At 38.0% G+C, this 24959-nt stretch carries 23 protein-coding genes and 1 riboswitch; of the genes, 15 read left to right on the top strand and 8 right to left on the bottom strand.

Annotated elements, in window-relative coordinates; translation table 11 throughout:
- Nucleotides 1-4 precede the first annotated feature (4 nt).
- Genes PBAT_RS08415 through PBAT_RS08400 form a run of 4 tightly spaced genes read left to right on the top strand, consistent with a single transcriptional unit; the run spans nt 5 to nt 4871 of the window.
- Nucleotides 5-1354: an O-antigen ligase family protein gene (locus PBAT_RS08415; RefSeq protein ID WP_068648473.1), complete on the top strand. Its 1350-nt coding sequence runs from the start codon at nt 5-7 to the stop codon at nt 1352-1354.
- A gap of 56 nt (nt 1355-1410) precedes the next feature.
- The gene (locus PBAT_RS08410) at nt 1411-2508 is read left to right on the top strand and encodes a glycosyltransferase (protein WP_068648471.1); all 1098 of its coding nucleotides are present in this window, start codon (nt 1411-1413) and stop codon (nt 2506-2508) included.
- Entirely contained in the window at nt 2489-3739 is a 1251-nt protein-coding gene (locus PBAT_RS08405; RefSeq protein ID WP_068648469.1) for a glycosyltransferase family 4 protein, read from the top strand. The genes PBAT_RS08410 and PBAT_RS08405 overlap by 20 nt, the downstream gene beginning before the upstream one ends.
- A gap of 49 nt (nt 3740-3788) precedes the next feature.
- Entirely contained in the window at nt 3789-4871 is a 1083-nt protein-coding gene (locus PBAT_RS08400; RefSeq protein WP_068648467.1) for a GNAT family N-acetyltransferase, read from the top strand.
- A gap of 66 nt (nt 4872-4937) precedes the next feature.
- Here the strand turns inward: PBAT_RS08400 and PBAT_RS08395 are convergent, their stop codons facing one another.
- Together PBAT_RS08395 and PBAT_RS08390 are read right to left on the bottom strand one after the other, a co-directional pair.
- Nucleotides 4938-7040 carry a hypothetical protein gene (locus tag PBAT_RS08395; RefSeq protein ID WP_068648465.1) on the bottom strand — a complete coding sequence of 701 codons (2103 nt, stop codon included), beginning with the start codon at nt 7038-7040 and terminating at the stop codon, nt 4938-4940.
- A 300-nt stretch (nt 7041-7340) separates the two neighbouring features.
- Nucleotides 7341-7985, bottom strand: a complete 645-nt coding sequence (locus PBAT_RS08390) for a metal-dependent hydrolase (RefSeq protein WP_068648463.1) — start codon at nt 7983-7985, stop codon at nt 7341-7343.
- Nucleotides 7986-8200: 215 nt separating this feature from the next.
- On the opposite strand from PBAT_RS08390, the gene PBAT_RS08385 reads away from it, so the two are divergent.
- Nucleotides 8201-9319 (top strand): DUF4349 domain-containing protein, encoded by a 1119-nt coding sequence (locus tag PBAT_RS08385; protein ID WP_084402906.1) that lies wholly within the window; start codon nt 8201-8203, stop codon nt 9317-9319.
- Nucleotides 9320-9404: 85 nt separating this feature from the next.
- Here PBAT_RS08385 and PBAT_RS08380 read toward each other — a convergent pair whose 3' ends face one another.
- Both PBAT_RS08380 and PBAT_RS08375 read right to left on the bottom strand, forming a co-directional pair.
- A complete protein-coding gene (locus PBAT_RS08380) occupies nt 9405-10655 on the bottom strand; it encodes a methyl-accepting chemotaxis protein (RefSeq protein ID WP_068648459.1) in 1251 nt (416 codons plus the stop codon).
- A gap of 190 nt (nt 10656-10845) precedes the next feature.
- Nucleotides 10846-12021 carry a peptidylprolyl isomerase gene (locus PBAT_RS08375; RefSeq protein ID WP_068648457.1) on the bottom strand — a complete coding sequence of 392 codons (1176 nt, stop codon included), beginning with the start codon at nt 12019-12021 and terminating at the stop codon, nt 10846-10848.
- 268 nt (nt 12022-12289) lie between these two features.
- On the opposite strand from PBAT_RS08375, the gene PBAT_RS08370 reads away from it, so the two are divergent.
- Nucleotides 12290-13333, top strand: coding sequence for an AI-2E family transporter (locus tag PBAT_RS08370; protein ID WP_068648535.1), 1044 nt, complete (start codon nt 12290-12292; stop codon nt 13331-13333).
- A gap of 66 nt (nt 13334-13399) precedes the next feature.
- Here the strand turns inward: PBAT_RS08370 and PBAT_RS08365 are convergent, their stop codons facing one another.
- Nucleotides 13400-13858, bottom strand: coding sequence for a hypothetical protein (locus PBAT_RS08365; RefSeq protein ID WP_068648455.1), 459 nt, complete (start codon nt 13856-13858; stop codon nt 13400-13402).
- Nucleotides 13859-14008: 150 nt separating this feature from the next.
- Here PBAT_RS08365 and PBAT_RS08360 point away from each other — a divergent pair, with 150 nt between their 5' ends.
- From PBAT_RS08360 to PBAT_RS08325, 8 genes are all read left to right on the top strand, one after another.
- On the top strand, nt 14009-15097 hold the full coding sequence (locus PBAT_RS08360) for an FUSC family protein (protein WP_068648453.1): 1089 nt from the start codon (nt 14009-14011) through the stop codon (nt 15095-15097).
- A 263-nt stretch (nt 15098-15360) separates the two neighbouring features.
- Complete coding sequence (locus PBAT_RS08355; protein ID WP_068648451.1) at nt 15361-17190, top strand: adenine deaminase; 1830 nt, start codon at nt 15361-15363, stop codon at nt 17188-17190.
- A 221-nt stretch (nt 17191-17411) separates the two neighbouring features.
- A complete protein-coding gene (helD, locus tag PBAT_RS08350) occupies nt 17412-19763 on the top strand; it encodes an RNA polymerase recycling motor HelD (protein ID WP_068648449.1) in 2352 nt (783 codons plus the stop codon).
- Nucleotides 19764-19977: 214 nt separating this feature from the next.
- Complete coding sequence (locus PBAT_RS08345; protein ID WP_068648447.1) at nt 19978-20412, top strand: SRPBCC family protein; 435 nt, start codon at nt 19978-19980, stop codon at nt 20410-20412.
- Nucleotide 20413: 1 nt separating this feature from the next.
- Nucleotides 20414-20791 (top strand): ArsR/SmtB family transcription factor, encoded by a 378-nt coding sequence (locus tag PBAT_RS08340; RefSeq protein WP_068648445.1) that lies wholly within the window; start codon nt 20414-20416, stop codon nt 20789-20791.
- 115 nt (nt 20792-20906) lie between these two features.
- The gene (locus PBAT_RS08335) at nt 20907-22109 is read left to right on the top strand and encodes a bacillibactin exporter BcbE (RefSeq protein ID WP_068648443.1); all 1203 of its coding nucleotides are present in this window, start codon (nt 20907-20909) and stop codon (nt 22107-22109) included.
- A gap of 259 nt (nt 22110-22368) precedes the next feature.
- On the top strand, nt 22369-22728 hold the full coding sequence (locus tag PBAT_RS08330; protein ID WP_246168671.1) for a ribosomal maturation YjgA family protein: 360 nt from the start codon (nt 22369-22371) through the stop codon (nt 22726-22728).
- A complete protein-coding gene (locus tag PBAT_RS08325) occupies nt 22715-23002 on the top strand; it encodes an immunity 53 family protein (RefSeq protein WP_068648439.1) in 288 nt (95 codons plus the stop codon). The genes PBAT_RS08330 and PBAT_RS08325 overlap by 14 nt, the downstream gene beginning before the upstream one ends.
- 70 nt (nt 23003-23072) lie before the next feature.
- Here PBAT_RS08325 and PBAT_RS08320 read toward each other — a convergent pair whose 3' ends face one another.
- The 3 genes from PBAT_RS08320 to PBAT_RS08310 all read right to left on the bottom strand — a co-directional run bounded on the left by PBAT_RS08320 (nt 23073) and on the right by PBAT_RS08310 (nt 23875).
- Nucleotides 23073-23288, bottom strand: coding sequence for a hypothetical protein (locus PBAT_RS08320; protein WP_068648437.1), 216 nt, complete (start codon nt 23286-23288; stop codon nt 23073-23075).
- 66 nt (nt 23289-23354) lie between these two features.
- A complete protein-coding gene (locus tag PBAT_RS08315; RefSeq protein WP_276326539.1) occupies nt 23355-23615 on the bottom strand; it encodes a methyl-accepting chemotaxis protein in 261 nt (86 codons plus the stop codon).
- An 8-nt stretch (nt 23616-23623) separates the two neighbouring features.
- A complete protein-coding gene (locus tag PBAT_RS08310; protein ID WP_068648434.1) occupies nt 23624-23875 on the bottom strand; it encodes a hypothetical protein in 252 nt (83 codons plus the stop codon).
- Between the two features lie 178 nt (nt 23876-24053).
- A riboswitch (TPP riboswitch) is annotated at nt 24054-24158 on the top strand.
- Between the two features lie 147 nt (nt 24159-24305).
- Here PBAT_RS08310 and PBAT_RS08305 point away from each other — a divergent pair.
- On the top strand, nt 24306-24911 hold the full coding sequence (locus tag PBAT_RS08305; RefSeq protein ID WP_068648433.1) for a thiamine phosphate synthase: 606 nt from the start codon (nt 24306-24308) through the stop codon (nt 24909-24911).
- The last annotated feature ends 48 nt before the right edge of the window (nt 24912-24959 follow it).

The following is a 24959-nucleotide window of genomic DNA, read 5'->3' as shown; positions in this document are numbered from 1 at the left end:
AACTATGTACTTAATTATCATTTTGCTTTCGATTCCGGTCTTATGGGCGGGTTGTATCTTCGTACTAAATGTATTTAAGGGCAACACTATACAGGGAATTCTTCTTGGTATTTTGATCTTTGGTATGGTTAGTAACGTTCGATTCAATATCGGTTATCCAAATATTAATATTGATATGCCATTCATCATATTGTTTATATACAATTTAGCATTATTGGCGCATATGATGCTAAGTAGTAAAATAAATGAATTAAAATTAGATGATATCTCAAGAACGCAGCTTAATCGTGTGATTTTATTACTCAGTAGTGTATTGTTGGTTCTGTTTTTTCAGGTATACATATCTCAAATATACGACATCGGTCTCTATTCATTTCATTTTAATGTTTTCATTAACTTGATTCTCTTGGCATTATTTTTCTACTTTTTATCTGTCAATCAGTTTAGTATCAACACTTTCTTTGCGGTTATCGTTATGTACTCAATATGTAATTCGTTATTGGGTGTGTTGCAATATGTGTTTAATCGATCATTTCTTCTGTCTAGCGCAAGTGACTCTATTAATTATTATGAGGGCGCTGTAGTGACGAAGAGGGTAATGGGGTTTGTAGGAGCAAGTAATGGTGCAGGTAATCTGGGGGCGATATTGTTTTCTGTATTATTATATTATTTTCTTAAAAAAAAGAATTTCTTCAGTGGTATAGCTCTATTGTTGAATATTCTATTTGTGGTATTAACCTTTACAAGGATAGGATATTTATCCATTGTCATTCAATGTCTCATCTTTGTTGTTTTCTCTAAAATTCGCGACAAGCATCAATTACTTAGAAGGTGTTTGATAGGTATACTCTCCATTTTTGTTGGCGTTATTGCTTATCTAATCTTTTTTGATGATGTATACCAAATATTATTTATTAATAGGGGAGATACAGAGTCTAATCGATTTGTACAATTTAATGAAGCCTTTCGGATCATGAAGGAGAATTTATGGTTTGGTGTTGGAGCGGGTCAATATAATTCATACATTGAGGCAAATCACGGAATTCAAGATATCGTGCTGCACTCACAATTTATTAATATATTGATCGAACAGGGGCTAATTAGTTTTATATTATTTTCTATGATATACATCATTCTATTTATTTGGAGCACAAGAGTTTTTAAAGATGACGTGTGGCTACCTATTTCATTGATGATAGGAAACTTTATTGTCGTCAATTTTAATCCTAATCAATATTACAGTATGTGTATTTTGACATTTTTTATTTTGATATATGGATTGATTTTTTTGAAGAAGACGAGTGTACAGGAACATGTAAGTAACCAGTCACAACATAAGATCGTAACTTATTAATGACTATCATTCATTATGAGTAACCGTGTTGTATCAGGAATTGGAGGAAGCCGTACATGAAAATATTAATGTGTGAGTATATGGACTACGATACTGTTTTTCAAGTTGGCAGTCATTATTATGCAAAAGAGTTTGCCAATGACAGCAATCACATCACATGGTCTCCTCAGCCCACAAGTTTCCTAAGCAAAAAGTCTAATCATAAGATAAATGAAAACCTTAATATCCACTACCCACGCGTTAGTCTTCCATTTTGCAGGTTGCCGCTTCTTAATAGTAAGTTGTGGGCAAAGTATTACTTGGAGTGTGCTCCAAAAAGTATCCATCAGGAGTTAAAGGATGAGCAATACGATGTATTATGGATGACGAATGTAAAAATGTATCATAGCACTGAGAAGTTGAAGTATCGTTATCTAGTACATCGGATGGCAGATGATTTTTCTGGATTTTCAGGAGCTTACCGTAACCTACTGTATTTACAGACAGAACTTATCAAGAAATCTAACGTAGTGATCGTAACTGCCAAGAATTTAGTTGATGAAGCGAGGAAATATAATAAAAATGTTCTTTATCTCCCTAATGGTGTGGATACTATGAGATTCAAAAATACGAATGATGAAATACCAGAAGAGTATATTCCGATTACGGATATGCCTAAGGTGGTTTATGTGGGTGCGCTCGACGATTGGTTCGACTATGAATTAATTCAATATGCGGTGAAAAAGCTGAAACATATGGCGTTTATCATCATCGGAGGGACAAATGAAAAGATACAATCTATTGCTTCAGAAAACGCTAATCTAATATTACTAGGAAAAAAACCTCACTCAGATATCCCTAAATATCTGAAAGCTGCTGATGTTGGTATAATGCCTTTTACGAATAATAAGTTAACGAATAGTATACACCCATTGAAATTGTACGAGTATTTCGCTGCCGGGTTACCTGCTGTTTCAGCCAAGTTAAATGAAGTTGAAGAAATGAATTCACCAGCGTGGTTATATGAGACAAAAGACGAATTCGTTGAACTTATTAAGCAAGGGGTAAACGAAACGCACGACAAGGAGAAATATAAGACATACGCTGAAGCAAATACCTGGAGACAGAGATTTCTGAGCGTAAAGGAGTATATCTATGAAGATATTATTAATTAACAAATATTATTATGTTAAAGGTGGAAGCGAGACGTATTTTTTCGGTCTTAAAAAAATGCTGGAAGACAATGGTCATACTGTGATTGATTTCAGTATGGAAGATGAAAAGAATATGGATAGTGAGTATAAGAGCTACTTTGTAGATAATATCAATTATGGACAAGATGGCTCTTTTCTTGGAAAAGTGAAAGATGGATTAAAACTGATTAACTCTAAGGAAGCCTCCTATAAGTTATGCAAGCTAATCGAAGCAACCAAACCAGATATAGCGCATGTGAATTTGGTGTATCATCAGCTAACACCATCCGTGTTTCATGCACTGAAGAAATATAATATACCTACCGTACATACTTCGCATGATTATAAAATGATTTGCCCCAATTATAAGATGTTTAATAAAGGTGAGATTTGTACAAAGTGTGCAAATGATAAGTACTTCAATTGCTTTATAAATAACTGCCATAAAAATTCAAGGTCAGCAAGCTTGTTGCTGACAATTGAAGCCTATTATCATAAGGCCAAAAAATCTTACAATATCGCGGATATTATTATTTGTCCAAGTAACTTTATGTACTCTCAATTATTGAAAAACGGATATCCGGATTCTAAGCTCGTTCATTTACCCAATTTTATTACGAATGATTTCTCAACAGTTGCTGCAAACCAAGAAGATGAAATTAAAGAGGATTATCTATTATATTACGGAAGATTATCGGAAGAAAAGGGAATAGATGTCTTATTAGATGCGATGAAATTAGTAGAGGGCACATGCAAGTTATTGATTGTAGGAACAGGTCCGGAAAGAGAGCGACTTGAACAAAGGGTGTCTTCGGAAGGAACTAACAATATAACGTTTTTAGGTTTTAAGTCAGGGATAGAACTGCAGCAGTTAATATTAAAAGCAAAGGCAACCGTGATTCCATCCATTTGGCATGAAGTGTTCGGTCTGACGATTATTGAATCGTTTAGCATGGGGACACCTGTTATAGGATCAGAAACAGGCGGTGTAAGAGAGCTAATAAAGAATAGACAGTCGGGCTTCGTATTTGAAAGAGGTAATGTTAGAGAACTGTCTGATTCTATTCGTCTTCTATATAGCATGGACAGCAGTAGTTATCTGAAAATGAGTAAGCAATGTATAACTGATGCACAAACGTATAGTCCAAATCAATATTACAAATCTTTACTTCCAATTTACGAAAGATTAGTCAGCAGTAAACTTTCAGGTTAGAGGTAAAGTATAAAAATTGTTCATAGGAGAGGAGTTACGAACGCATATTATGCAGACTACAATCATTCGTAGCGTAGAAGAGTTGTCAAAGTTGGAGGAACAATGGCGGGATTTAATTGACAATATAGATCAGGCAGAAATTTTTTATACATGGGAATGGCTACAGTCCTATTTAAAATACATGTATGACGATAATAAGCAATTATTTATTGTCGTAGTAACAGATCAGTATCAGTGCTTAGCTACAGCGCCATTATGTATACATACTTATAAAGTGAAATGGCGTACTGTGAAATCGTTACAATGTATTATTTCAGGAACAGGTGAATCCAACACATTCTACTTACATAAGCATTATCATCATATCAAATTGATGAAGCAAATCTTTCAAGCCCTTGTCCTCTATCAAGAGGAATGGGATTGGATAGATTTGATTAGCTTTAAGTCTGATAATTCTACGACAGCATTAGTTCACCAATGCTTCGGGGAGAAGTTTGAAATGTTTACTAGGCAATTGTCTTCATCTCCGTACGTGAACATGGAGAAGTACAATGACCAAAAAGCAGATATCAATAGAATTAAAGCCATACAGCGCAAAGAACGTAAGTTATGTCGTCAGCACGAAGTGAGTATTAAGTTGAATGAGCCATGTGATGATCGAGTTTGGAACAGTTTTACTGAACTACATAAAAAAAGGTGGCAGGAAAGCCTCTTTAACGAACAAGGGAATGTATCCTTTTATAAAGAAATCATTCTATTCTTTCAAGAAGAAAACAGTGTTCATTTCTCTTATATTGAGGTCAATGGCAATATTGCTTCTGTTATGTTTACTTTTTCTTATCGGAATAAAGTTTATTTGTATATTACGTCATTCTCGACTGAATTTAATGAATACGGCGTAGGCTTAATTCTTTTGAATCGAGTGTTGGAGCATTATTTGAATAGTGGAGTGAAAGAAATTGATTTTATGAGTGGTCGGCAAGAATACAAGTTTTTTTGGGCAGATAGGGTTAAGATCAATTATCATATCCGCATCGTTAACAATACAAAGAGAACGAAGCTATTGAGAGCCTTTACGCTATTTCAAATGAATAAGAAAACGATTAAATCAATAATTGTAAAATCGAAATAAAATATTGATGTGAGTTGGTCAGTAGACTCTTTTAAGAGCTCTTTAAGAGTTACTGACCCCAAATATTTAGTTCATGGCTGTCCAATCGGTGACTGCTGTTATTCCTGTCGCTATATAGACCTTTTTAGTGGTAGTGTTAATAAATTGTTGACCTATATAACTAGGTTTGCTAGTAGGGACTGTCGTACCAACGGTTGGTTTTCGGACATACATAGTATCATTAGAGGGCAATATTTTTGTTCCCTTAGGTAGCGATGTTACTAAAGGTTGATTATTATAGAATACATATGGCTCGTTTGCAGGACTTGTTGTAAATAACAAGTTGGGTTGATAACAGAGTCTAATCCAATCCTTTTTTGCGACATTGAAGAATAGTGAAACGATTACAGTACTTGATGTTTCTTTCTCTACAACAGCAACAAAATCTGTCCTAGTAAACCCTAAATTAAAATCTAAAAACTCAATTACATCAAGGGTAACTTTCGTACCAGTTCCTAGTACGGGGGAGGGGATAACCTGTAAATTAACCTTACCAACTGTTTTTCGATTATTAACAGAATCCCCACATAACATGTAATCCATCGTTAAGTCCATTCTCGAATTCCCGTTAGTTATAGTGGTTGTAAACAATTTAGCATAGCCAGTTCCTATAACATCTGTATAGTACGATACATATCCTCCCACTGCTTTAGCATATGAGCCAGCATGTAGTATCTCTATTCCCCTATCTGTGTGGATAACTTGCTCAGCGAGTGTGGAGCTTGATAGGAGGGAGGCTTTCACTTTTTCAAGTGAGCCTTTGATTGCGCTTAAATTTAATTGTATTATATTATCCTTGGCATTAGATAAACCAAGCGTATTTATGATACTTGTAAACATGGTAGGAATATCTTGATTAGTATTATTGGGTATTATATAGAAACTTGATGTCTTATCTTTTCCAGTAGCTGTTACAAAAGAACTATAATTCTCTATCTTGAAAGTGCCACCAAGGGTATTTCCATTGATTAGTTTTCCTTTTTCTATGAAAACCTGATTTCCATCCAAGTTATAGCCTGTAGGGAAGTTACCACCGAAAGTATTAGAACCCCAATAAGCACTCTGTTTTGGATTATAGAATACATTATTTTTTACGGTGATATCTACTACGGGCACTGTTATTTGATACAGGAGTAAGTTTTGTCCTAAGTAGACATCTGAGCGTACATCATAACCCCATCCCCAACCTGCATTCAAGCATATATTTTCTTCGAATTTGCACCGTATAAAACCGATTCCAACTACAGATCCTTCAGCCCAGGTCTCAAAGGATTGGGTGTTATTCCAATCTACGTTGTTCTTGATTACGATGTCTTCAAATCCAGATTTACCTTGTAGTATGGGACCTTGTGTGGTAAAAGCAGCATCAAAACAGTCATATACTCGATTGTTCTCTATAACGACATTTTTGGAATAAGTGTAACATTCTATCCCATTACCATATCTAACAGTTCCATCACCATAGCCTTCCAAGTAAGACCCACCGATTTCATGAACATCACAATCATAAATATCTGTATTTTCAGATGCTCCCGCCATCCCATGGCTACCACTGCCTATAAACTCAATACCTATTATCTTCGTGTTGTTTTTTTTCTCATGTAGAGCCTTATTAACTGTAGCTCGAATATCAGTATTTAATGTAGTTGGATTCGCTGTTGCTTTTACATATAAATAAGTGGCATCGCAGTAGAAATCCCAAGGATTGATAAGAGACGTTAATTTTGACTTCTTGAAACCTTTGATGACCCCACCTACTTTTAGAAACCCTACATTAGTATCTGTTGTGTAGATATTGCCTGTGAACTTCGAGGTATCTCTAAGGGATATCTTCCATACGCCACTTACATGAAGTGTCCAAGAACTAGAAATATATAGATTCTTATACCCACATATTTTTGGCTTATCACCAGTACCATAAGATGATATAAGTAGCCTATTATCCTCTAATATCCCTCCCGGCAAGTCTAAACTACCATAAAAGGTGTCATTCCTCTTTAAAAGGATACTATCTCCTGAAATGAATGAAATACCTGATTGTCGAATTTTGCTTAATGTAGCCCATGGATAGTCTTTACTGGTTCCTACATTAGAGTCGTTACCGGTGTTACTTATATAATAAGTGGTCATATTGATTGACTCCTTTAGATAGGATTTTTATTCGCATTAATTATAGTTATTACATGAAAAATTTATCTCCTTTCTGTTTAAGTTCTTATGCCTATTTCAAGAGCAATTCTCAAATCGTGATACTATAAGGTATTCGTAGTTGATAATAAAAGCGTGGACGAGGAAGGAAATATTATTTCTTTCCTATACATTTTGACAGTGTTAGAACGTAACTTGGAATCCCATATAATAATAAATAAAATAAAAAACCAAGAGGAAATGAAATATCATCACTCCCGCTTGGTTTCCTGTCCGAAGCCTTCACAGATGTAGCTTTATTGATCTCTTATAAAGAGGATATAACCATTTCACACCTTGCGGAGTTAACGTATCAGCGAGTAGATGTGAGAGGTAGCTTGTTGTCGATACAGCCATTAAGCCTTTAACTTGTAGCTGTTGTTCCATGCCATAACTTATGATTCCCCATATACATACCGCCCACACTGTGTGGGTCATTCCCCGATGTTTCAACCATGGTGCCCAAGCGATGAATAGACCAAGCCCGATTAACCAGTTCATATGGAAATACCAACCACCATACATAATTATTCCACCTATTGCACTAACAAGCGCATTGCGAATTAATCCTTCCTTGGTAATGAAACCAAATAATAAAGCGACCAGACAAATGATGGAGTATTCGGGGTAGAATGACTTCTCGGATAAAAACAGAAAGGTTAACACAGATGTGAGTAATACGCCAATCCAGACTAGAAGTTGACGCAGTTGTTTGGAGACCTTACCAATTCTGGAGCTTAGAATACTAGGTCCATCTAAATCTGCACTAAGCGCAGAAAAGGCGGATACTGAAATATAAATAGCTGCATTCTGGATCGTAAATGGATAGTACATAGCAGCAGCAATGCCGATTACCGTACCAATAGCAAGATGTGTAGTTCCTTTCATAGGACCTCCTGTGACTGACGAAGTTGACTTAATGCAAACGTATGTTTGCTGTATCATTATACACGTAGAAGCTTCATACAAACAAGATAAATTGTTAACATCAATCTATTCCATCTAGGTGCAACTTTCCAAGTATTGTAAACGTCTTTAAAGAATGCATCTGATATCGGTTCACTGAGTATAGCGTCAATAAAGCCGAAGATGATGGTGCTAGAATGAAAGAAATCGGGAGGGGAACTATGCGTAAACGGGGGTTTATTTGTATTCTCTTATTGTCAATGTTGTTAAGTAGCTGTTCGGCATCCAATGCGAATCNNGCGAATCATTCGGCATCCAAAGCAGATACACAAGATGCAAGCAGTACGGAAACATCACAATCACAATCACAATCTGTTACAACCGAAGAAAAATCTGAGGCTCCTAAGGAGGGAGAGCAAGATAAGACGGCCCTATCAGATAAAGAACTACAGACTAGCGGAATTTCCACGACAGTGGTATCTTCTGAGCAACCAGTTGGATTTAATAGTCCTTCAACGGCAGAGGGACTCAATAAGAAACTCATTTACACGGCGAATCTCGTTATGCGCGTCAAGAATTACTCAGAAGCTCAGTCAGAAGTGAGGACTTTGGTATCACTTTCAGGTGGATATATTGTGGAGTTCTCAGAGGATCAATCGACACAAGAGGTTGGAGGCACATTTGTCCTTAAAGTTCCAGCGAATGGGTTCTCATCCTTATTAAATAAAATAGAGAAAATAAAGCATGAATCGTTACAGCAAAGTATGAAAGGTCAGGATGTATCAGAGGAGTATGTAGATCTGGAATCCCGTCTTAAAGTGAAAGAGGTTATGGAGAAGCAGTATACAGCGTTTATGGAAAAGGCAACAAAGACGAATGAATTGGTCGCTTTTGCGAATGAACTAGGAAAAATTCAGGAAGATATTGAACAAACCAAAGGACGGATGCGCTACATTAATAATAATGTGTCCTACTCTACAATTACAGTTCGGTTGTTTCAACAGGAAGGGGTGGTAGATTCAGCATTAATTAAGGAAGAGAAGGCACCTTTATTCGAACGCGCGAATGATGCACTTAAAGGAACCGTTACAGCTCTAAGCATTTTGTTTCAATGGTTGGTCGTTATTGTGTTTGGAGCTTCGCCAATCTTACTCTTTGTAATTATTGCATGGTTAGTTCTGTGGTTAATACGAAGAAACAAAGCAGAGCGGAATAAGGATAAACGTAGACACTACCAGCGGAATGTCGTTGAATCGGTTGATGAAGATGAAATGAAGGCTAATGATGTTCAAGAACCTTCGGATGATATAAAGTGATACTTTCCAGAAATTTAGTGTTTGCACTATACGAATAGAACAAACAAAGAGGCCCATTGAAGGGCCTCTTTGTTTGTTCTAAGTATTAGAATTTGAAAATATTAATCGTCTTCTGAAGTTGGAAAACAGACTTATTCATAATCTCTGCTTCTTCAGCCACAGCTTGGATAGTAGACATCTGTCCATTCATGGATGCAGATACCTGTTGTGTGCCGGCTGCAGATTCTTCCGTAATAGCTGAAATATTCTGTATGGAAGACGAAATTTTGTGGGCACTTTCCAACATGATGTCGCTTTCATTAGAGAAGGCAGCAATTTGTTCGGATATGTACTGAACACTTAATATAATTTGGGAGAATATTTGTTCAGCCTCAACGATCATTTCATTCTGTTGGCTCACGATTTCTTCATTGATAAGAATGTTATCAAGGGCTTGCTGTATATCATCTTCTATACTTCTTACTAACCCGAATACTCCCTGGGTAGACGTTGCTGATTCTTCAGCCAATTTACGTACTTCTTGAGCTACAACAGCAAATCCTCTACCATGTTCGCCAGCACGTGCGGCTTCAATAGAAGCATTGAGGGATAGTAGATTTGTCTGTTCAGCTAAATCAGATATCGATTTTGTGATCCTAGAAATACGTTTTGCGTTCCTAGATAGGGCATCAATACTTTTGGAAACCTGTTGAGTGGCATAAATATTTTTTTTCATACCTTCAGCTTGTTGTGCAACAGATTCACGGCCACTTTCAACGAGTTGAAGTGTGTTTATAGAACGTTCATTCATAGCTTTAGTTGAAATAGTATAATTACTTACCTTTTCTTCAATATCTTGAATGGACTCTGTCATACCTGCAATATCTTGAGAGATTTCATTCGCTCCAACTGCTAGTTCTTGCGAAGAGTATGCTACTTGTGTCATGACTAGCTTCAGTTCCTGATTCTTGTCTGTAATGCCGCGACTCGTTCCCATGACTTGTTTCGTTATGCTAGATGCATCATTTAGTATTGTAGTTAGTTTATCAATCATAGTATTGAAGGACTGATTCAATTTGACCATGGAGCCTGTTTCACTTGCTCGTTCTGAGAAGTCACCTTGTGCAATTCGAGTAGTGACGATAGATATCTCATCAAAGGATGATGTTAGCGTTTTCTCAATAAACCGAGAAAGAGGATATGTAAGAGCTAAAAGTAATGCAATAAGTATGATTCCAACAAAAATTTTTCCGAATACAATAAAGGTAACAAAGACAGGAAGAGAGAATAGGGCAGCAACAAGATAACATCCAGCGATAACCTTTTGGTGAAGTGGAAGTCTAAATAGCCATGACATAGCAAACATCCTCCATATTCCTAATTTATGTAACTTCTTTTTCATATACTATCATTATATAGGAGCTAGAGTCTATATATGGGTCTTAATAATTATTGATTCAGGCTAGAAGTCCTATTACAGATTAAAAAAGTCCATAAAAATAGACTGCACGGGGTACCCATGCAGTCTATTTTTTAGGAATATGTTATTATTCTGTTGCAGCTGGTTCTTCTGCCGTAGGAACTACTTCTTCTGTCGTAGGAGCTACTTCATCTTTAACTAATGTATTCTTGATATCAGCTTTTTCTTTAAGAGTAGCTAACCATGTAGAAGATAAAGTTGTAATTTGTTGACTTGTTAATAGTTCTTTAATCTCTGTTGTTTTCTCTTCTAACGTTGCTTTATGTGAATCTTTATGATCAGTTGCTTTGATCACATGGAATCCGCCAGATGATTGGACAACACCACTAAGCTTTCCTTTTTCAAGAGCAAATGCTGCATTTTCGAAATCTTCATCACCAACATCACCGCGAGCGAAGAAATCCATGTCTCCACCTTTTTCTTTGGAATTTGTATCCAGAGATTTAGCTTTGGCAAGAGTGGCGAAATCAGCTCCACCTTCAAGTTCCTTCAAGATACTTTCAGCTTCTTCTTTTGTAGCCACTAGAATATGGGAAGCTCTTACTTGTTCTGCTGTATCAAATGCGCCGACATTTTCTTCGAAATATTTCTTGATATCTGCATCAGTGATTTTCACTTGAGGTTCAACTAACTTACGAATTTTAACCTGTACATCCATTTCCTTCTTAAGGTCGTCCAAAGTCATACCAGCTTGGGTAAGAGCTTGATTGAATGCTTCTTCCGTACCAAGACTCTTCTTGAGAGAATCGAGTTCTTTCGTTACATCTGCATCTGTAATCGTGATCTTAGCCTTTGTAACTTCTTGATCAATAAGTTCTTCCGTTATGATATTATCTAGTGTTTGAACACCACCAATGGTAACCAATTGGTTATACAGCTTGTCCTTTGTAATTTTAACGCCATTTACAGTAGCGACAGCTTCATTGCTACCACCGCTATTAAATGGTGGTTTAATAAGAACGATCACCAGTACGACAGCAAGTACAAGCGTAAGACCCATCCATAGGTTACGGTTACTGTTTGATGGTGGAACAGGAGCAGAAGCATTTTCTAATGGTTCCTGAGCGTCTAGAGGTAGATCAACAATCTCTTCTTTCAATTCAAGTGGTTCTGAAGTTGTAATTGTCGTCGGTTCGCTTAACACAACTTCACTTTCAATGTTTGTATTATTGTCTAAGTTTGATTCTTCGGGTTTTCCTTCGAATGGTTCATTTCCTGGATTCCCTAATTGTTTGTCAGTCATTAACTTAAATCCCCCTTTAATATGTGAACACTTACTAGATACCAGTGTATCAGAAGTTTCAGATTCAATCCTTAAGAGTTTATAAAAAAGTTATTTATTTTTTTAAGGGGATTTTAATTTTTCTCGAAAAATATCTGCTGACGAGGGAGGATCACACTTTTCAACAGTATGAGTCTAATGATACAATAGGTATTAGTGTTAATTATGTGAAAGAAGCCGTTATCGATATTAAAAAATACCTTAAATATAGGGAGCAGAGCCATACGTGATGACATCCTTTAAAGAAGTACTACAAAGCCCAGCAGTAAAAAGAATAGTCGTTCTGATAACGTTAGTCTTGGCGCTTTACGCATTTAAAAGTATGATGAATCTTTTATTAATCACGTTTATTATTACATACTTGGTTAATCGTGTTCATTCATTCCTTACCAAGAACATCACAAAACGTTTTAAGATTAAAGGTATTGTAATAGTTGTGATTCTATATGCACTTGTTCTGACAGTATTAACAGTCGGTACAATCAAATATGCACCTAAGCTGATATCTCAGTTGAATGATCTCGTGCAGCAAGTGATAGCATTTTATAGTAAACCCTTTGAACCAACGGATAATAAAGTGATGAACTATCTCATGGAATCAGCACGTAAGATTGATATAGCTAGTTATGTGGATCAGGGCTGGGATATTATCGTGAAGACGATTTCTAATATTGGTACGTGGAGCTTCAACATAGGTATCGCTCTTATTATGAGCTTGTTTTTCATGCTGGAGAAGGAGAAAGTTACTCACTTCAGTGCGAAATTTAAGGAAAGCAAATTTTCTTATTTCTATGATGAATTAGCCTACTTCGGTAAAAAGTTTGTATTCTCTTTCGGCAAAGTAATTGAAGTTCAATTCTTGATCGCGATCATTAACTGTTTAATCTCAACATTATTCCTTTGGATGTTTGGTTTCCCAAATTTATTTGCCTTAGCAATTATGATTTTTCTTCTAGGACTTGTTCCGGTAGTAGGTGTCTTTGTTTCATTAATTCCATTGTGTGCGATTGCATTCAAAATCGGTGGCGTCGTAAAAGTGGTTTATGTACTTCTTATGGTAGCGGGGTTACACGCATTTGAAGCTTACTTTATGAATCCTAAATTTATGTCCTCCAAGACGCACCTACCTATTTTCTATACATTCACTGTTCTAATCGTGTTTGAACACTTCTTAGGCGTATGGGGACTTATTCTCGGAGTGCCAATCTTCATGTTCGCTCTGGATTTACTGGAAGTACCGGTGTCAGCTCCTGAGAAGAAGAAATTATTATAATTTCAAATGAAATAACAAAAATCCTAACGATAAGTTAGGATTTTAAAGTTTAGGCGGTTAATTAAGTTAAAGGTGTGTGAAAGTGCCAGGTATCCGTTCATGGTGATTACCATGTTTGTGATTCAGCACGTTTTTCAGTTTCCCAGGCAATTTTTTCTTGATTAGGATTCCTTGTTCTTCAGTTATCTTACCAGATTTGATGGCAGCATCGATTTTTTTGAGTTCAATGTCACTTAACTTTTGGATGAACGTTTCTTCATTCCATCCCTTTTGTGTTTGCGCGATTTGAACAAGCGTTTTACCTTTCTGCCATTCCTTTAACAAGTCCTGACGTTCCATCCCAAGTAAAAGAGCTGCATCTTTTGTGATACCACCATGTTTATGATGATTTCCATGCGGTCTATGATGAGGAGGATCAGTTACAGGAACTGTCTCATCTGCATAAACGATTTGTGTTCCGCTCACGATAAGACCAGCAATCATCGTTGTTAACGCTAGTGTAGTAAAGTTTCTCATGTGATTCATGTTTTATTTCACCTCTTCATACTTTTGTTTTCCAGAATTAGTATGATCATTCTTTGTGATTTCATGCATAATGGCCTAATCACGCTAATGCATCATTAGTTCGTGGATGGGGTAATACATGTATAACCTATTGTGAAAGGAGAGTTGGCTATGACTTTTGGCGCACGTATGCTAAAAACAGGGATTGCAGTAACCCTTGCCCTATATCTAAGTTCTTGGCTTAATTTAGCCCCTTCCGTTATTGCTGCTGTAGCGGCTATATTTGCAATGCAACCTTCGATTTATCGTTCGTGGCGTTACTTTCTAGATCAACTTCAGACCAATACATTGGGTGCGGTTATTGCGATGCTCGCAGGGTATTTTTTCTCAAGTGAACCTATTGCGGTTGGGCTTGTCTGTATTCTAGTTATTATGATTTGTCTGAAACTCAATATGGGCGATACAATCGGGTTAACATTGGTTACCGTAGTTGCCGTAATGGAGGCTTCAGGACAGTGGCAATTTGCTTTGAATCGATTCTCACTTAGTATTATTGGGATTATCTCGGCCTTTTTAATTAATATATTCGTCATTCCACCGAAACCGAAGCAGCAATTGTATGGACAGATTCATGGTATTTTCGATCAAATGTCTTTATTGCTCCGGACTTCCATTACAGATGAGATGAAAGAGAATATATTTAGAGATGAAAAGAATAAATTAGAAGGTGACATAAGATTCCTATCTGATAAATACGTATTATTTGAGGAAGAACATAAGAAGCTAAAGCGCAATTCATTTAATGAAAGCAGGCATCTAGTAGTATATAAGCAAATGTTTCATGCATTGGAAAAAGGTCGAGAAGTGCTAGAAACGATCGAAGATCATTACTTCCAGTCGGAACGGATATCAGATACTGATCAGGCTTTCATCGATGAGATTGAAATGTTAACTAAATTTCATGAACATATTCTACTCAAGTTCGATCATAAGCTGAAGCCAAATACGACAGACGCTTTATTGACGGAAGAAAGTAGTGATGAATTTATCAAAGGAACCCTGAAGCATTATATTGAACAAGATGGCAAGGGGTCCTATCGATTAGCTATTGTTGCCGCATCGATGTATGATTATGGGCTTCAATTAAATCGGCTTAATCGACTAGTAGATAACAATCACAGATATGATGAGGATAAAGTCGAGCCCAAATTGATCTTGGGTAGATGGCGGAGTTGGTTAAATAAGTTTCGCAAGAGATAGAAATATACTACCTTGTTTGCAAAGGTAGTTTTTTTGTCGAGTGTGATAGATTGCCAATATGAGTAGGTATCATATTGATAACAGTTGAATTACTCCTGGTTTGTCATAATGTATAACGGAAATTTTTTTACATTATGAATGTATTTTCTGTTCTCATGAAATATTAATTTACGTGAAGGTGACATACATTTATAATACATAACAAGCTTATAACACATTAGATGCTTAATTCATCGTGAGATCTATCTTAGGGAGGATTTATTATGACACAATTATTTCAATCGAACAGATCGACTTTAGCGGACTGTATGCCTGAGCTTGTAGCCACAGCACGTGGAGATTTGAAAGCGACGCTCGCGCTCGTCAATGTTAAACTGGTGAATGTTGTTTCTGGTGAAATACTACCGGGAATGTCAATAGCGATAAAGGGTTCAAGAATTGCGTATGTAGGTAAAGATATAAGTCATGCTATAGATGAGAACACGATTGTCATTGATGGAAAAGGAAAATATGCAGCACCAGGACTTTTGGATGGACATTGTCATATTGAGAGTACTCAGCTTACTGTAACAGAATTCGCAAAGGCAGTACTTCCATTGGGTACAACTGGAGGGTTCTTCGATGCACATGAAATATCCAACGTGATGGGTCTTAAAGGTCTGCGATTTATGTTAGAAGAAGCAAGAACGACACCCCTTGCGGCATATATGCAGGTCGCTTCATGTGTTCCTTCAACGCATCCTGGACTTGAGACAACAGGGGCTTTCATTGGACCAGAAGAAGTAGCTGAAGCACTAAGTTGGGGTCCGGACATGATTGGATTAGGTGAAGTGATGAACTTCCCCGGTGTCGTTTATGGTGATGATAGAATGATTCGTGAAATTCAGGCGACACTTCGTGCAGGGAAATATGCAGATGGACATTTCACGTGGAAGTCGGATGACTGGCGTTTGCCTGTATACGCAGCTAGCGGAGTGAGTGGAGATCACGAATGTGTGACCAAGGAAGATGTCATTGAACGAATTCGACTTGGTATGTATGCCAAAATGCGACAAGGCTCTGCTTGGCATGATGTGGCAGAGACAATTAAAGCTCATACTGAAAGTGGAATCGATACAAGACGAATGATGCTAGTAACCGATGACCGAAGTTCTGAATCTCTATTAAGAGAAGGTCATATGAATTTTGTAGTACGTCATGCGATTGCCCAAGGTGTTAAGCCCGTGACTGCTTTCCAAATGGCAACCATAAATACAGCTGAACGTTTTGGTGTTGCTAGAGATATTGGATCGATAACGCCTGGGTCATGTGCTGATATTATATTGCTTGATGGGAATATAGCCGATGTGGATGTGGTATTGACCATTGCTTCAGGCCAAGTTGTCGCTGAGAATGGCGTTATGACGACGACGTGGGAAGGGTATTCTATTCCTAAAGAAGCATTCGAGACCGTCCATCTTGGTCGACAATTGGTTGAACTGGATTTCCAGATAGAAGCTCCTATAGCTGAGGGGACTATCGTGGCTAAAGCAATTGAAGTGGTTGAGAATCACGTGGACACGCGAGAAAGAAAAGTGCATGTGAAAGTAGACAATCATCATGTGAATCTAGATCCTTCAGATGACTTATGTAAGATGGCTGTATTTGAACGTCATGGTCTAAATGGAGGGCATGCAGTGGGGATACTGAAAGGTGTTGGCTTGAATATTCCTTCAGCGATCGCTATGACAGTAGCACATGATAGTCACAACTTAATAGTAATTGGGAATGATGATGAACTTATGGTTAAGGCAGGAAACTTAGCCGCTGAAATGCAGGGTGGTGTGGTTATGGTAATAGGAGATGAAGTTACGTCATTTCCACTACCTGTTGGGGGCTTGATGTCTCCAGAGCCGTTTGAGACGGTAGCACTTCAGTCAGAGGCGATAAGTCATGCATTGATACGTGCGGGATGTAGTCTTAACAATGCGTTCATGACGTTATCATTACTTGCACTTGTAGTAATTCCGGAGATTCGTATGTCAGACAAGGGACTAGTAAGAATCTCAGCTGAGGGCATTGATATTGTTCCTTTATTTGACCCTGTTGTGTGAGAATAGATAAGAATAAAGCATAGGAACGCAAGAAACGGATATCATCTATTAAAGGTGATATCCGTTTAAATGTTATAAATCATGTTATTTGATTTCTATTTAGCGGATTGTTACAATAGATCATGTTATCTAAATGGAAGAAAAACATAAAAATACAAATAATACTATATTATAGTACCATTCATTAATATTGTCAAACCAAGTAAGGGGATGAAACAACCATGGGCACGAGCGACCAAAAGTGGCGTGACGAACAGCATCGAGTCGATGATGTAACTAGAAAAGTTACACAGAGAATTGAGAAACTTCAACGAGAAGTAGGTGACGTACGGGGTGACGTCGTTGATTTACGTAAGGAATTCTGGGACGAAGTAAGAGTGAACTTTAGTAGTTCAGATGACTTAGGTGAAACCTCTACGAGTCTACGACAGCAGTCTCAGGTATTGTCAGAGCGTGAACGGAGTCACCTTCAGTCTTCGGAGTCCCTGAAGAAAATGAAGTTACTCGTTAGGTCTCCTTATTTCGGTCGGATTGACTTTGAAGAAGATGGATCGAATCACAATGAAACGATCTACCTTGGTATAGCTTCTTTCTTGGACGACGATGATGAAACATTTCTAGTATATGACTGGCGTGCGCCAGTATCCAGTCTATATTATGATGGAGCACCGGGACATGCTAGTTATGATACACCTATGGGTGAGATCAATGGAGAAATGAAGCTTAAACGGCAGTTCGTCATTCGGAATGCTCAAATTGAAGTCCTGTTTGACACGGGTGTAACGATTGGCGATGAGCTGCTTCAGCAGGTGCTTAGCCATAGTGCTGATAATCAAATGAAGAGTATCGTAGCTACGATCCAAAAGGAACAAAATGCAGTAATACGTAATGACAAGAGTCGGATGTTGGTTGTGCAGGGTTCGGCAGGTAGTGGCAAAACCTCTGCTGCACTACAGCGTGTCGCCTATTTACTGTATAAATATCGTGCGATCTTGAAGGCAGATCAAGTTCTCCTCTTCTCGCCTAACCCCCTGTTTAATAGTTATGTGTCATCGGTGTTGCCTGAACTTGGTGAAGAGAATATGCAACAGACAACCTTTCAGGCCTATTTAGATTTTCGACTAGCTAAAGAATTTGAACTTGAAGATATATTTTCACAAATGGAAACCATGCTAAATACAGATGAAGGACATTCACTTGAAGTAAAGAAGGCATCCATCAATTATAAATCATCTCCTGCTTATTTGGAGGTCATTATCCGATATAAAGAATACTTAGAGTCCCGCGGGATGATGTTCAGAGCCATTCAATTCCAAGGAAGACTGATTATTTCTTCAGATACGATGAAAGAGAAGTTCTACAGCTTTGAACCCGGCGTCAAGTTAGATAATCGTATTGAGATGATGCGGGATTGGATGCTGAAGGAATTGTCAGTATTCGCTAAGAATGAACGAGAGGCAGCTTGGGTAGATAATCAGATTGATCTGCTAAGTGCTGATGAATATCAGAAAGCATATACTCGTGTTCGACGGAAACAACATAAGAAGAAAGACACATTCGATGATTATGAGAAGGAGAGAGATCTACTAGCTCGTATGATTGTGAATGAATGGTTGAAACCCGTTCGTAGATGGATTAAACGCAAACGTTTCGTGGATGCTAAGGGATTGTATCGTGAACTATTTTTAAGTAAAGGACTTCTTCAGTCTGTTAGCGGGCAGAGTACGTTACCTGCTTACTGGAATGAAATTAGCGAAATTACGGTAGCTAACTTGAAGAGCGGTAAATTATCTTATGAGGATGCGACCCCTTATCTATATTTAGAGGAATTGGTCAAAGGCTTTCAGACGAACAATGCCATCCGGTATGTATTCATCGATGAAGTACAGGATTACTCGCCATTCCAACTTGAATATTTAAAAAGATTGTTTCCACGTGCCCGCATGACGGCACTCGGAGATTTAAACCAAGGGATTTATGCTCATGCATCTGTGCTTGATAGTATGGAATCGCTTCAGCAATTGTACGGTCCACAAGAAACAGAAGTGATATCCTTAATAAGAAGCTATCGTTCAACTTATGAAATTGTAGATTTCACTCGGAGTATGATGCCTGGTGGGGAGAATATCGTCCCATTTAATCGCCAAGGTGATAAGCCAATGGTTGTGATTGAAACTAATCGTGATCTACTACACAAGAAGATCATTGAAGATATTAAACTTCTTAATGATCAAGGGTATGAACATACAGCGATTATTTGTAAGACGCTTGAGGAGAGCAACCTAGTGTATGATTCTCTTAAGGAGGATTTGACACTGAAAAAGGTAACCAAAACAACGCCTTCGTTTGTAAAAGGAACTTTGGTTATTCCGTCGTATTTGGCTAAGGGTGTTGAGTTTGATGCTGTAATTATTTATAACGCCTCTAATGAGGCATATTCTCGTGAGAGTGAGCGGAAGCTGTTCTATACGGTTTGTACACGTGCTATGCATCTTCTTCACATGTACAGTCTAGGTGAACCAAGCCATTTCATCACAGAGGTTAGTTCAGAGAAATATGATCTCATTAAGTAAATGTTGTTAGATCTGTAATCTTAAAGTTAGTATTTAGGCGGTCCTAGTTGACTGCCTTTTTTTGCGTAATTGTGCATAAAGTATGGTCTACAGGCTCTTGGAGATGCTAACAAGAAAAAGAACAAGGGTATGTTTGACATGTAACCAAAAGGTGTCGTATTATAATTAAATGAAACCAAATTGTTTCGTAATTTATATTAATGGGGGCCATTCAATGGACAACAAACATACACAAGCGCAAGAGGATATACCGGATATTGTACAAACCCTCATCCTTAAGGCTTCGATTCAAAAGGTGTGGGACGCTGTTGCAACTGCCGAGGGAATAACGGCATGGTTTATGCCTAATGATTTTCAACCGATCGACGGTCATGAGTTTCATTTGGAAGCAGGACCTTTTGGTAAATCGCCTTGTAAAGTAACGATTATTGATCCGCCGCATAAGCTTTCTTTCAATTGGGGTAAAGATTGGGCTATAACGTTCGAATTAGTTGAAGTAGACGGTACAACAGAATTCACACTCACTCATTCAGGTTGGGATGCAGATAGTATAACTGAATTTGGAGAGACACATGCTATTGTACGCGAGAGAATGGCGAATGGATGGGTTGGCTTGGTGAATTCGCTTAGAAAGCTTGTTGAGGTCTAAGATGGCTGAGTCCGTATCTAAGCATGATGTATTTCAAGCCATCGCCGATCCAACGCGCCGCAGACTACTGCGCTTGCTTGGCGATCAGGAGATGTCGGTAACCATCATAAGCGGACATTTTACAATGAGTCGTACAGCCGTGTCCAAGCATCTAAGAGTACTTGCGGACGCTGGACTCGTCAAAGATCAGAAGGTTGGTCGCGAAACGCGTTATAGATTAGATCCTGAACCATTGCTTGAACTTAAGAAATGGCTATCTTACTACGAACGATTCTGGGAGAACAAGCTGTTCTCACTTAAGAGATACGTTGAATCGGATGACCCGGCTGTTATGGAATCATTTCCACCACTCCGGGTATATATGGAGAACGAGGAATAGGCTCTTTCTGAGAGCCTATTTCTTATCTTCACCCTTATAAATTTATCATGTGAATAGGTTTGGAACAATTAAACCACAATAGGTATGTCTGAAGTACCCTAAAGGTGGTTTAAGAATGAAGAATAAGAAGTGGGACTTGGTTGCTCTTGCATCTATTCCGCTCATCATGACGCTTGGTAACTCCATGCTAATTCCTATATTGCCTCTGATTTCACGGGAACTTCATGTGAGTTCTTTTAAAGTAAGCATGTTAATTACAGTGTATGCGATTGTGGCTATACTATTAATTCCTATTGCAGGGTATCTTTCAGATCGATTCGGTAGGAAAAAAGTCATCATTCCAAGTCTAATCATCGCAGCAGTGGGTGGGGCGATCTCTGCCATTGCAGCTTGGCTTACGGTTGATATGACAGCTTACTGGATCATATTGGGGGGGAGACTTCTTCAAGGGATTGGTGCGGCGGGGGCATTTCCTATCGTGATTCCTTTAGTGGGAGATATGTTTGACCAAGAAGAAGAGGTAAGTAAAGGGTTGGGGATTATAGAGACCTCGAACACATTAGGTAAAGTCATTAGTCCAATCCTTGGTGCAGCACTTGGGATAGCATTGTGGTATTTGCCTTTTATAAGTATACCGGTGCTCTGCATGATCTCGTTGGTACTCGTCATATTTCTCGTCCAAACGCCAAGTAAAACGCCAAGTAATGTTTCATTAAAAAAGTTCCTGTCTGGTACGAAAGATGTATTGAAGGAGAAAGGTCGTTGGCTGTACGCTATATTCGCTGTGGGTTGCATCTGTATGTTTATATTGTTTGGGGTACTCTTCTACTTATCAGAAACTTTAGAATCAAAATATAAGCTTGATGGAATTCTCAAAGGATTAGTATTGGCGATTCCACTTGCAGTACTTTGCCTAAGTTCCTATATCGGTGGAAAAGTAATTGGACAGAATAAGAACAAGATGAAATGGATCGGGTTCGGTGGGATGGCGCTCATCACGATATGTCTAATTATTACAGGCTTTAGTAGTCAAATTGTGTTTGTAATTAGTCTGTTCTCCCTATGTGGTGCAGGGATTGGTATCGCCCTTCCTTGTATGGATGCGCTACTTACAGAAGGTATTGAGAAAGAACAACGAGGGACGATTACATCTTTATATAGCAGTACGAGATTTATTGGTGTTTCTTTGGGCCCTCCAATCGTATCCTTACTTGAAAATGTGAATCACTGGATCTTATTCGGTATAATGGCTGCACTCGCGGGAATAGGTGGGGTACTTATTTTGATAGCAGTCAAGCCATCAGCAGAGAATGCTTGAATGAATCGTTAAATGAATCGTTGTAAGTATAAGAGTCATGGGGTCGGAAGATTATTCCTATTCCATGACTCTTTTATATTAATAATCGTAAGCTCCGAAGTTGCAAACCCATCTAGCCAAAGGTAAAATGAACCCTAAATGAGTATAGACACCTGTTTTTCGAATGAAGTATATATTATGTGGGCGGTGAGCTGTCATTGAATGGTTTAGAGGTAGGGTAGTCTATATTATTATATTCTTAATGGTCATCATTCTAGGTATGAGTTCGAGATCCTTTACAGATGTTTTACCACTATTTATATCAAGACATTTCGGAGACGCGTTGTGGGCAAGTATGGTATATTTCGGCTGTAGAATATTATTCTTACGACAAAGATTACTTATGTCTGTTTATCTGAGTATGATCTTTAGTTTTACAATTGAATTCAGTCAGTTATACCAAGCGGGTTGGATTAATGATATAAGATCAACCCTATTGGGCGCACTCATATTAGGTAAAGGTTTCTTGGGAATTGATTTAATTAGATATACGGTAGGGATAGTTATATCTTTTGTTGCGGATTGGTCATGGGTTAATCAGATGAAAAAGAAAGAGGATGGTATGGATGAGTTATCTTAAATGGTTAGAAAGTTGGTACGAAAGCTATTGTGACGATGAATGGGAGCAAACCCATGGGTTGAAAATTGAATCGATCGATACACCAGGATGGAGAGTAACGATTCCTTTGCTTGAAACTGAACTGGAAGGTAAATTGTTAAATGAAATTATCATCGATCGTGATGACAATGACTGGATAAGATGTTGGATAAAAGATGGATATTTCGAAGGTGCAGGTGGGTTGAAGAATTTAGAAGAAATGATACAGATATTTAAGGAATGGGCAGAGAAATAGGGCTGTTGTCATAAGAATATGATTCAATCCAACTTTAGAAGCTGGGTTGAATCATATTTATTGTAAGTGGTTAGAGATTTGTTTTGTTAGTCTTGAAGGTATTTACAACTTTGGATAAATCTTGAGATATATCTAATAAGCTTTTAGCTGAAGCTGTAATTTCTTCTGTAGATGCCAACTGCTCTTCAGCAGCGGACGCCACTGTCTGAGCTGTAGCTGATGTTTGTTGGGCTATAGCACCTACATTAGTAACAGTTGCTGCAACTTCTTCCGTACTAGTAGCCATTTGTTCAGTTGCAGCCGCCGTTTCTTGTACTTTCAGGGTAACAAGCTCAGAAGATTTAAAGATTTGTTAGAATGCTATCTCTGCTTCACCAACCTCGTGTAATCCTGCATTAACTTCAATTAGACCTTCATTCATTACTTTGACCGCCATTGCGGAATCCGTCTGGATACTATTTATTAATTCCGAAATATTAAGAACGAATGCATCAGTCTGTGATGCTAGCTTACGTATTTCGGTAGCCACCACAGCAAATCCCATACCAGCATCGCCAGCACGTGCTGCTTCAATAGCTGCATTTAATGCGAGTAGATTTGTTTGGGATGAAATATGTCCGATTAATGTTGAGACTTGACTAATATTAACTTCGTGAGATTTGCTTTGGCGTCGTCATTCAGAAGGGATTCTTGATAGGTTAATAATAAATGATCAACTGTAGTCATATTACTAGAGATATCTGTTAGTAAATCGGAGCGTTCTTGTAGAACTTTTGTAGATAGGATTTGATGTTTAGCGTAATCGATATGTTCTACGTGATAGTTGATGGCTTGAATGGTTTCAATACCCTTTAACCATACTTGAAACTGCAATAAATTTAGTCTTTACTGTAAATCTCATTATGTAATTACCCCTTTTCAGACTATAAATTATTTTTTTTTATATTATCTAATAAGAATATCTAATAAGAATAAAGAAAATGCTATGATGAATCGTTATAGGGGTTCAATTTTCCCAATATTTGTGTTAGGATGTATCCAATTGAATACGTTTGATCACTAGGGGTGCTATTTAGCTGAGACGGAAGTATGTGATTCCAAACCCTTTGAACCTGATCTGGATTGTACCAGCGTAGGGAAGTGAGCTTGAATGCTTTGGTTAAGATAGGTCTGTATGCGTATATGCGTCTGCATTCTTTTGACTATTGTTATAGAGCCACCTTCTATGTAGAGGGTGGCTTTTTTTGTTGGTATTATTTCTTACTTCATATTTTGACTGGGTGAAGAGTAGGAGGGAAATGGGATGTGTGCTCGAGAGTTACATGTGATTTCGAATGGTCAGTCTGAGTTGGAACGTTTTGCTAGGATAGCATCACGTATACATCCATATGTAACAGCCTTTCATCTAAGGGAGAAATCAAGCACCGCGAAAGAACTTTGGCTGGCAATGCTATCCTTTAAGGCTGGTGGGGTACCTCTGAGTAAAGTGATCATTAACGATCGAGTTGATGTGGCTTGGGCCGCTGGTGTTGGAGGTATCCAACTCAGTCATCATAGCTTAGATGTTGAAGTAATCAGGCGCGTGTTTCCCGGATTGAGAGTAGGACGTTCTGTTCATAATGTTCAAGAAGCTGATGAGATGTATAAGCAAGGTGCTGATTATTTAGTATATGGTCATATCTTTCCAACGAATTCGAAGCCGGGCCAGCAACCTAGAGGAACGAAATCTTTAGAAGAGTTGGTGAAGAAAGTTCCTATTCCAGTGATTGCGATAGGGGGTATTATTCTTGAGAATGTGCATCAGATTGTAGCAACTGGTGCAGCAGGAATTGCGATACTGTCGGGGATTACTGAAAGTGACAATCCATTAAAGTCGGCAAGGGAGTACCGAAGGGTATTAGATCGTTAAACGATCTTCCGAGGTTCGTTTTGTCGATGCTCATCAAGAAGCCTATGT

This window comes from Paenibacillus antarcticus (genome assembly GCF_001637225.1).
Classification (GTDB): domain Bacteria; phylum Bacillota; class Bacilli; order Paenibacillales; family Paenibacillaceae; genus Paenibacillus_AQ; species Paenibacillus_AQ antarcticus.
Note: the sequence above shows the minus strand (reverse complement) of the source record. Positions and strands in the feature narration are given on the sequence as shown.